Here is a 255-nt window from a genome sequence, read left to right as displayed (position 1 = left end):
CGGATCGATCGTGCCCAGCGGTGCGATCAGGTCGACGTCGCCGCGCGGCACTTCCGGTATCGGGTTCAGCGTGGCGATGCCCGCGCCCGCCGCAGGCGTCTGCGGCGCCATCACCACATTGCCCAGCGCGTCGTAGTCGCGGCGCGGCGGGGTGTAGACCACCGTGGTCTTCGAACCCCGGCCGGCGTTGATGTCACCCTCGGCCGACCAGGCCAGGATGTCGCCGCCGAAGGTCGTCATCACGCGCGACAGCCC

Annotated in this window: 1 protein-coding gene; it reads right to left on the bottom strand. The window is 71.4% G+C overall.

Translation table 11 applies throughout. The features are described from left to right. Window positions 1–255: filamentous hemagglutinin family protein (locus AC6LJ9_RS30815; RefSeq protein ID WP_498150483.1), on the bottom strand; the 255-nt coding region annotated here is incomplete at both ends.

Source organism: Achromobacter sp. 1011811831 (assembly GCF_059760905.1).
The sequence above is the reverse complement of the archived record's forward strand: the minus strand, read 5'-3'. Positions and strand labels throughout refer to the sequence as shown.